This window comes from Microcoleus sp. A2-C3, from assembly GCF_036706065.1.
Lineage (GTDB): Bacteria > Cyanobacteriota > Cyanobacteriia > Cyanobacteriales > Microcoleaceae > Microcoleus.
This window is the reverse complement of sequence record NZ_JAUBVX010000007.1, coordinates 148,131-156,814: the sequence shown is the minus strand read 5'-3', so window position 1 is coordinate 156,814 and position 8,684 is coordinate 148,131. Positions and strand designations below refer to the sequence as shown.

At 44.7% G+C, this 8,684-nt stretch carries 7 protein-coding genes; 2 read left to right on the top strand and 5 right to left on the bottom strand.

What is annotated here, in order from left to right; genetic code table 11:
- Positions 1 to 203: 203 nt before the first annotated feature.
- From QUB66_RS06605 to QUB66_RS06590, 4 genes are all read right to left on the bottom strand, one after another.
- Positions 204 to 2,819 (bottom strand): PAS domain S-box protein, encoded by a 2,616-nt coding sequence (locus QUB66_RS06605; RefSeq protein WP_332970754.1) that lies wholly within the window; start codon positions 2,817 to 2,819, stop codon positions 204 to 206.
- 89 nt (positions 2,820 to 2,908) lie between these two features.
- A complete protein-coding gene (locus tag QUB66_RS06600; protein ID WP_332971215.1) occupies positions 2,909 to 3,241 on the bottom strand; it encodes a CpeR family transcriptional regulator in 333 nt (110 codons plus the stop codon).
- Between the two features lie 355 nt (positions 3,242 to 3,596).
- Positions 3,597 to 4,349 carry a phycobilisome rod-core linker polypeptide gene (locus QUB66_RS06595; protein WP_332970752.1) on the bottom strand — a complete coding sequence of 251 codons (753 nt, stop codon included), beginning with the start codon at positions 4,347 to 4,349 and terminating at the stop codon, positions 3,597 to 3,599.
- A 175-nt stretch (positions 4,350 to 4,524) separates the two neighbouring features.
- Complete coding sequence (locus tag QUB66_RS06590; protein WP_265239979.1) at positions 4,525 to 5,385, bottom strand: phycobilisome linker polypeptide; 861 nt, start codon at positions 5,383 to 5,385, stop codon at positions 4,525 to 4,527.
- A 564-nt stretch (positions 5,386 to 5,949) separates the two neighbouring features.
- Here QUB66_RS06590 and QUB66_RS06585 point away from each other — a divergent pair.
- Entirely contained in the window at positions 5,950 to 7,275 is a 1,326-nt protein-coding gene (locus QUB66_RS06585) for an RNA-guided endonuclease InsQ/TnpB family protein (protein ID WP_332971214.1), read from the top strand.
- Positions 7,276 to 7,327: 52 nt separating this feature from the next.
- Positions 7,328 to 8,011 (top strand): response regulator transcription factor, encoded by a 684-nt coding sequence (locus QUB66_RS06580; protein WP_321161666.1) that lies wholly within the window; start codon positions 7,328 to 7,330, stop codon positions 8,009 to 8,011.
- Between the two features lie 278 nt (positions 8,012 to 8,289).
- Here QUB66_RS06580 and QUB66_RS06575 read toward each other — a convergent pair whose 3' ends face one another.
- Positions 8,290 to 8,523 (bottom strand): ferredoxin-thioredoxin reductase variable chain, encoded by a 234-nt coding sequence (locus tag QUB66_RS06575; RefSeq protein ID WP_265239423.1) that lies wholly within the window; start codon positions 8,521 to 8,523, stop codon positions 8,290 to 8,292.
- Positions 8,524 to 8,684 lie beyond the last annotated feature (161 nt).

Below are 8,684 nucleotides of genomic sequence, written 5' to 3'. Positions count from 1 at the left end.
ATCTCTTGTTTCATCTGTCGAAAAAATTCTTAAAGAATTTGGAGATAATTATGTAATTAATTTTGCTTAACTACTTACTAAATCCTCTTCCTTCTAGGTAGAGGTCGCTGTCAACTGTCAACTGTCAACTGTCAACTGTCAACTGTCAACTGTCAACTGTCAACTGAAATCCCGTACATTGTGCGTGGCCGAACTTCCTGCTGCTATAGTAACGGCAGCGTTACCACGCAGGTTGTGCCAAGGCCGACTTCACTGGTAATTTGAATAGTGCCTTGGTGTAAGTCAACGCATTTTTTGACCACGATTAATCCCAATCCTGTGCCAGGGATGGTTCGGACATTCTTGCCTCGGTGAAATGGTTCAAATAATTGCTTTCTATCTTCAGGAAAAATGCCAATTCCTCGATCTTGAACCTGGAGGATAACTGCGTCTAACTGAAACTCTAGACCAAGATGAACATTGCCTCCTTTCGGCGAATACTTAATCGCATTCGATAATATATTAGATAGAATAGAAGACAACAACCTTTCATCCAAACAAACAGGAATGGGATTTCCTTCACAGGTAAACGTCAGGGTATACTGACTGGCTGTACTGAGCCTAATTTCTTCGACAAATTGATGGCAAAATTTGTCTAAAACCAAAAATTTTGGATTAAATTCTAGTTTCCCAGTTTCGGCGCGATTGATGGTTAAAATATCATCGAGCAACTGCACCATATTCCTGACAGAATCTTGAATTCGATGCAGGTTTCTCAGTCGCTTTTCGGAGTCATTCCATGCGCCTGGACTGTTTTCTAGGACTTGAGCTGCTGCCAGAGCGGTACTGAGTGGGGTGCGAAATTCATGGGATGCCATTGAGAAGAAGTGGGTTTTGAGAATACTGAGTTCTTTTTCACGCTCCAGCGCTAACCGAATTTCATCGAGTCGTTTTCTTTCGGTGATATCACGAGCATTGACTATAATTTGTGTGGTAGCGGCATTGTCTATAAAAGGCTGGCTAATCGCTTCCAAGGTTCTCCAAGAGTTATCTTTGTGGCGATAGCGGAACTCAAGAGGAGGGCTGATTTCTGCACTTTGAATAGTATTGGTGAGGCTGTGGTATGTAGTGGCAAAATCATCTGGATGAATTGGTTCAAATATTTTCTTTCCCACGAGTTCAGAGACTGGATATCCTAAGACTTTTTCTACAGAAGGGCTGACGTAGTGGATGGTGCCATCTGTATTGAGAATCATAATGATGTCTAGAGCATTTTCAATTAGCGATCGAAATCGTTCTTCGCTATGTCGCAGGGCTTGTTCTGCTTGTTTTCGTCCGGTTGTGTCTCGCTGTATGGCGATCCAGTGGGTATACCAACCTGTGCGATCGGCTACGGGGACAATGCTGAATTCATTCCAATATTCGGAGCCATTTTTGCGGTAGTTAATCACTTCAACGGTGACAGATTCCCAACGGGAGAGGGCGCTCCGAATTTTGTCTAATTCTGCGGAATCGGTTTTTGTACCTTGCAAAATCCGGGGTGTTTTGCCCAGAACTTCCTCTGGGCTATATCCGGTGATCTTGGTAAATGCTTCATTGACATAGATAATGCGCAGGCCAAGTTCGTCAATCGGTTCGGCTTCGGTAATGACGACGGCATCATTTGTGTTGACGACAACGGACTGGAGTAGCCGCACCTGTTGTGCCTGTTGGTTTTGTTCGGTAATGTCGGCAATCACTGCGACAATGCCGTCAATCTGATTTTCACTATTTTTTAAGGGGGCAGCGGAAAATATAATGTCGATCGCACTACCGTCTTTTTTGTGGCGGCGCAGCTCGACTCTACTATATGTGATTCCTTGCAAAAGATTGCTGCGGAGGGTGGAATAGTCTTCTAAGGGATCGTCGAGAAAAATTGGGTTGGGATGGTTGATGACTTCTGCTTCAGTCCAACCAAACATCTGTTCGGCGGCAGGGTTCCAAATCTTGACGTACCCCTCTATATCCAGTGTGAAGATAGCGCGAGGAGAGGCGGTAATCAGGGTTTTTAGGGTGTGGTTGGTGTGGCGCAGTTCTACTTCGGTGCGCTGTCGTTCGCCAATTTCGGCTCGCAGGGCGACGTTTGCGTGAGCTAATTCTGCGGTGCGTTGTTGGACGCGCTGTTCTAGTTCGGCGTTGAGTTGTTGAAGCTGTTGGTATAATTCAGACTGTTGAATGGCGATCGCCACCTGCGTCGCTAGTTGCTGCATTAACTCCAATTCCCAGGTTTCCCAGGTGCGCGGGCGATCGCATTGGTGAGCAATCAATAACCCCCAAAGATATGGTACAGAAGGATTTCCCTCAACCTCCCGATGTTCTTGGATGATGGGGACAACTAATTTGGCCTTGACTCCAAATTGTTGAACAAAATCAGTCAGACAAGGTTCGATATCGGCTTCTTCAATATTGGCAATCAGACGGGTTTTTCCTAGAGAATAAGCTTGATGGTACTCCCTGGGAAACACTTCTGCTGGGAAGGATCTTCCTAAAATGACGGGATAAGGGGGTAACACTGTTTCGTTAATGGCGCTGCCCGTTCCGTCTGGCCACAGGCGGTAAATGAGAACGCGATCGGCTTCCAGAAAGCGCTGCACATCTGCCACAGTCGTTTCTAACACTTTTTCCAAATCCAGAGACTGGCGAATGTGTTGAGCAATTTGATTGACTAACCGTTCGCGATCGGTTTGCTGTCGCAGCACACCTTCTGCCCGTCGCCGTCGGGCTACTTCCTGTTTGAAATAAGGGCAAATCACTACCACAAGTAAAATACCGATCGCAACTATAAAAATGTTACTTAGCATAGAAAATGGTTGCGTAATTCCTCTAAAAATCAGGATGCCACCAACAGGAAACAATAATGCTGCAACAATGCTAACCAGTGTCAGCCTGATCAAGAGCTGGGATCGAACCTAGTCTGGAAACTACCATATTTAAACCAGTATTGCTTGAGGTTGTGACAAGGGGTATGCAAACTGGCTTTGGCACGATATAGAATGACTTGACGGTGATCGCCCATCCAAATTTTGTCGATCGGCTGAACCGAGATTAATGTTCCTCCTAAAGCCGTAATCGACTCTGTAAATCGCTCAATAGCGCTATAGTCTATAGTTTCAAAGATGTAAAAATTGCCAGAACAAATTAAATGACGGCTGCGAATCCAGCATTGCAACTTTTTTTCGGCTTGTGGTGGCAACATTCTAATACGATTGAGTGTAATACTCATGGTCGATAGAAAAAACGTGATGAGGATTTCAGATTTAATTTTGTCAAGCCAGTTGATCGATATAGTTGACATTCTCCCGAATCGATTATCCTAAATTTGGGATTTTTATTTTAAGCATCTCAAGATGATGTAATACCAGTTCTCCAAAATCATACAACATTAATAACGGTAGGTTGATGGTAGGATATCGACCCAACGAAGTAGATTGTAGCATTCTTTTTGAAAACTGGTATAGCATCAATTTTCTTTCAATTTTTTGGACATTTAGAGATAGATGATTATAATTAGAGAGATCAGAAAAAACTCCCTAAACATGAATTTAATCCATCTATTAAACCTCTTATCTTTGTTGGATTTAGATAATTTCGGTGATGCTCACAATTTTGCCAGAGGTGCGATTGATCCGCTGAATTTGCGGACTCATATTGTCTCCTGCCACAACGTATGTCGTGTTACTGCGGCGCCGAGGTCTGTCGAACTTTGACCCTGTTACCACAATTTTGAACATCTTTTCGGGTGCGGCATAAGCGCCTCCTCGACTGGTTGAGGGCTTGATGCTGTTAGCGCTGTTGGTGGCAACTGCGTAGACTAACTGAGATGCTTTGACGGCACTGTCGATTTGGGCGAAACCCCGATCGAGCAGCGACATCCGGTTGTAACCTAGTTGCTTGGTATTTGCTTCGCTGCTTCTGCCTCGGTAATAGGGAACAACGTTTTCACCAAAAGCAGTTTGATACTCGTCGCTGTCGAGATATGAGTCAATCTCGGCATCGTAGCCTTGCTCAACACAGCAGATGATGTGTTCAGAAATTTCAGTTTGATCTTGGGGTGCACGACCTAGCAGGTGCAGGAAATTGAGTTCGACAAATCGGTAGGGAGCGCACTTTTGAAAATAGCGAGTGCGATAGAAATCAGATTTAGCGACCAATCGCACAAATTCACGGACGGAGATGCTGCGATCGCTCAATTGAGATTCCGCATTGACAAACCGTTCGCTTTCCATCACATGGGGATTACCCAAAACCTGCTTGTAGACGGCGCGAATCACAGCTTGCACCTCATCTACACCGCTGGTTGGCCACAGTTCACATTTTGTCGAATCTGTCATTGCAATTAATCTCCTTTACAGATAGTTGGTAGTACAGCACTTACACGCGTTTCGTTAAAAACCGGGTTTTTGAGAACCCTTTGTTACAGCCCACTTCAAAGGGAAAAATCAGTTTTATGAACGTTTTGATGCGTGATTCTTGATAGTTTTAGGTCAGAATTTGACCAGAATTTGACTACACAGAGGTGATACTAGCGATCGTCCCGCCTTGTTTATGAATCCGTTGATAGGTTTCGGATAACTCGTTAAACGACACCAGGTAAACTTGGTTGCTGCGGCGAAACTTGGAAATCCGATTCACCACATTGGCGCGATAGCCGGTAACTTCAATGCGATAGACTTTCCCGTTTTCATCCGATCCAGCGCCATGACGAGTCCGAGCACTACCGGAGGGATTGCGGAATGTCGATCCACTGCTGGCTGGAGAAATTACGGCGGTTGGAGTGTTCTGAATGACTAGGGAATTCAAACGCGGACTCTTACCAGCCAGATTGCCCTTCAAGCTGCTGCTGGAAGCACCTCGCACCAACTCGAAGGTATGGGTAAACTGCACCATGCTTTGGCAAGCTTCGGTTTTGTATCCCCGGATGTAGGGAACAATGTCATCTCCAAACGTATTCTGGTATTCATCGCTATCCAGATAAGAATCGATCTCAGCCTCAAAGCCCTGGGTATCCAGAATGGTACTTTTGCCCCGCATTTCTTCGAGATCCAGGGGAGGGCGACCAAGTAGATGTCTGAAGTTGAGTTCGATCGCTCGATAACGAGCACAACTGTCGAAAAATCGCGATCGATACAAGTCAGACTTGGCCACCTGCCGCACAAACTCCCGTACCGTTAGTTCATCGCGTTTAAACTGCGACTCAGGAACGGTGAGACGTTCGCTTTCCATGACATAGGCATTTCCCAAAACTTGTCGGTACACTGCCTGAATGATGCTTTCAAGGTCTTCATTTGAGTTGCCTGTAACCCGCTCGATTGGTGGGGTTTCATCAAACAGGCTGACTCCCAATCTTGAAGCTGGTCCAAAAGCCATGTAACACTAATCTCCCAAATTAACTATCAAGTGGGTGGGAGAATTTACCCCATCCAAGTGCTGATGCCACCCAGAATTACATATAATAAGTAAAGAAATGAGTCAGAAAATGGTAAAGAAATCGGAAAGATTCTCAATAAGTAATAAATTGTGATTTTTTGCAATATTTGTTAAGAAAGCTTTTGTCAATGATTTCTGAGCGTCCCTTGGGTCAAAACTTGTTGACATCTCGATCGCAAATCGGTACAACTTGGGGCCCAAATGCGAATAAGATGTTGAGGAGCCAGCCATGCCGATCGCCTTAGCCCTATTTACATTAGGTCGATCGGGTTCGCTAACTCAATCTTTTCTAAAAGTCAACTAGAACAGCAGGATTCCCCCACCATACCGCCTCGGTTGGTGGCGGGATGAATGCGGGTGAGGCTTGCGATTGTACCGCATATTAAATCGATCAGCGTAACGTTCGACTGCTAGCGCGGTGCATGAGTGAACGAACAAGATTTGTAACAAGGTAGTTATTTTTTAGTTTCACGAGTTATATTCATCTCACAACCTAGTGAAACCATGAACCAAGTTATCACCGCCAAGTTAAAGCTGAATCTCACCGCCGAACAGAAGTTGGCGGTGCGCGATACTGCGTTGGCTTATCGTGATGCCTTGAATTATACTGCTATGGTCGCTTTCGGCGACAGCAGTTCGAGTAATGGTACTAAGTTGCAAAAACTCGTTTACAACCACCTGCGCTCCGAGTTTAAATTAGGCGCACAGATGGCGTGTAACGTTCCTAGACAAGTGGCTGCAACCTTTAAATCTTTAACAACAAAAGTTAAGCAGAACAACGAAGCTATTAAAAAGGGATACACCAAGAAGCGCTTTAAAGGGCTTGATCAAGCTCCAAAATACGCATCTCGGACTGTAACTTTGAATTATCAGCGAGACTACAGGTTCAAATCTGACCAACAAGTCAGTATTGGAACGCTAAACGGTCGTATTGTCGTGCCTTATGAAGGTTGGAACAAGCATTTAGACTTGATCAAGGTCTGTCCTAATATTGGTGCAGCAAAGATTCTCTACCAGCGTTCTTCCAAGACTTACTATTTAATGGTAAGCCTTGAAATTGAACTGCCAGAAATTAACCCAACAAGTATCACCCGAATTTCCGGTGTAGATGTGGGAATGAGGTATCTGGCAGTAGAAACGGATTTAAGTAATAAGTCTACCTTCTACTCTGGGAAAGCATCTCGGCACAAGGCCAATCAATATCAAAAGACTCGAAGGAGTCTACAGCGTAAAGACACCCGTTCTGCGAAGCGACGATTAATCGCATTGTCGGGACGGGAGAGACGGTTTATCGCTGATGTGAATCACCAAATCAGCAAAGAAATTGCTAAGCCTAACAGCTTGATTGGATTGGAGGACTTGACCGGAATCCGTGACAGAACAAAATCAAAGTCTGGCAATTCGGCAAGCAAGAAACAGCGCCAAGCTAATCGAAACAAAGCTAAATGGTCATTTGCCGAATTGCACGGCTATATCGATTATAAAGCTAATTTGGTTGGCAGCCTAGCAACTAAAGTACCAGCACATTATACTTCTCAGAGTTGTCCCAAGTGTGGACATACCTCGAAGGCTAATCGACCGAACAAGGGGCTAATGTTTCGTTGTGAATGTTGTGGGCATGAATTACACGCTGATTTGGTGGGAAGCAGAAATATTGCAATGAGAACGTTGCTCGTCCGGCAAGACTGGACGAGTACGGGGAGCTTGTCAGTATCCCCTGATGTGTCGCGCAATGAAACCAAAGCTGATATCCTGCAAAGGTTTTCAGGATTGCGGTGGAGCGTAGACACAAGCCCTCATCATATCGGTACTCCGATTGATGATGGGTAATTGACTAGGTGGCTTTGTACTTTCCCCCAGCCTCTTGCTTATGAGGATTCTCTTGGTTGAAGACGATCTGCGCCTTGCAGAAACCTTGGCAGAAGCCCTGACAGACCAGCGCTATGTTGTTGATATAGTTACCGATGGGGAATCTGGATGGCATCAAGCAAAGATGCTCAACTATGATTTGCTGTTACTAGATTTGATGTTACCAGAACTTGATGGAATTAGCCTTTGCCATCGATTGCGATCGCACGGCTATACTATGCCTGTCCTGATGATCACAGCCCGTGACACTCTCAGTGATGAAATTAATGGGCTTGATGCTGGGGCTGATGATTATGTGGTCAAGCCCGTGGACTTGCAAAAACTATTTGCTCGGATTCGAGCCTTATTGCGTCGAGGTAATAGCAATTCTGGGCCGATTTTAGAATGGGAAGAAATTCGGCTCAACCCCAGCACCTATGAAGTCACCTACGGGAACACTCCACTCCATCTCACGCCAAAAGAATACGCACTTCTGGAACTTTTGTTGCGAAATGGTCGCCGTGTTCTCAGTCGAAGTGTCATGATCGAACACGTCTGGTCGTTGGAATCTCCACCAGAAGAAAATACGGTCAAGGTTCACATTAGAGGTTTGCGTCAAAAACTCAAAGCTGCGGGAGCCGCTGAAGATTTAATTGAGACTGTACACAGTATGGGCTATCGTCTCAAGCAATCAGATTCCGTTGTAATACCAATTTAAAAAATTCTTGCTACAACACTTTTAGTTTAATTTGTTTATTCAAATATTCTCGCGCTTTGCGTCGCTCCCTCGATTTTAGGTCTTTTTTGGGAGAACTATTTATGGCGACACACCTACTAATATTGTTGGATTGATTTTCCAAATTGGTTTAATTTCATAGAAATTGTTTAACTTGTTTAATTTGACAATTAAGCCCACCTCAAAAAACATAACAACACAACCAGCTCCCCAACTTTTTTAATAAGTCGGGGATCTAACATGACCAAGCAATATTACAGTTAGGCTTCAGCAGAAACCAATTCGACTTCATCTTCTTTGAAGTGAGCTCGAAATTTCTTGTCAAACTGAACTAGAACCGGCCAATTAGCACTGACTGGTCGGCCGTGCCATTCGTGAACGATCGCCACGATTTCTCCTTCCATACCCTTAATCTCAAATGGTTGACTGCGATTTTGAGGATGGTGGTAGACAACAACAGAGTTTTTAACGCAAACGCGATCGCCAATTTTCATAGCTTAATATTTAGTGTTCTCTCTTCAAAGCTCTACAAAGCGTGCAAGTGCAGAACACCTGTACGCTTTGCGGACATTGTTTTCATCTTCCCACAGAACTAGAGCGAAAATTCAAAGAAAATTCGCGGTTGTCTGTTGGTGCCGCGGCTCGCCAGTCGCGA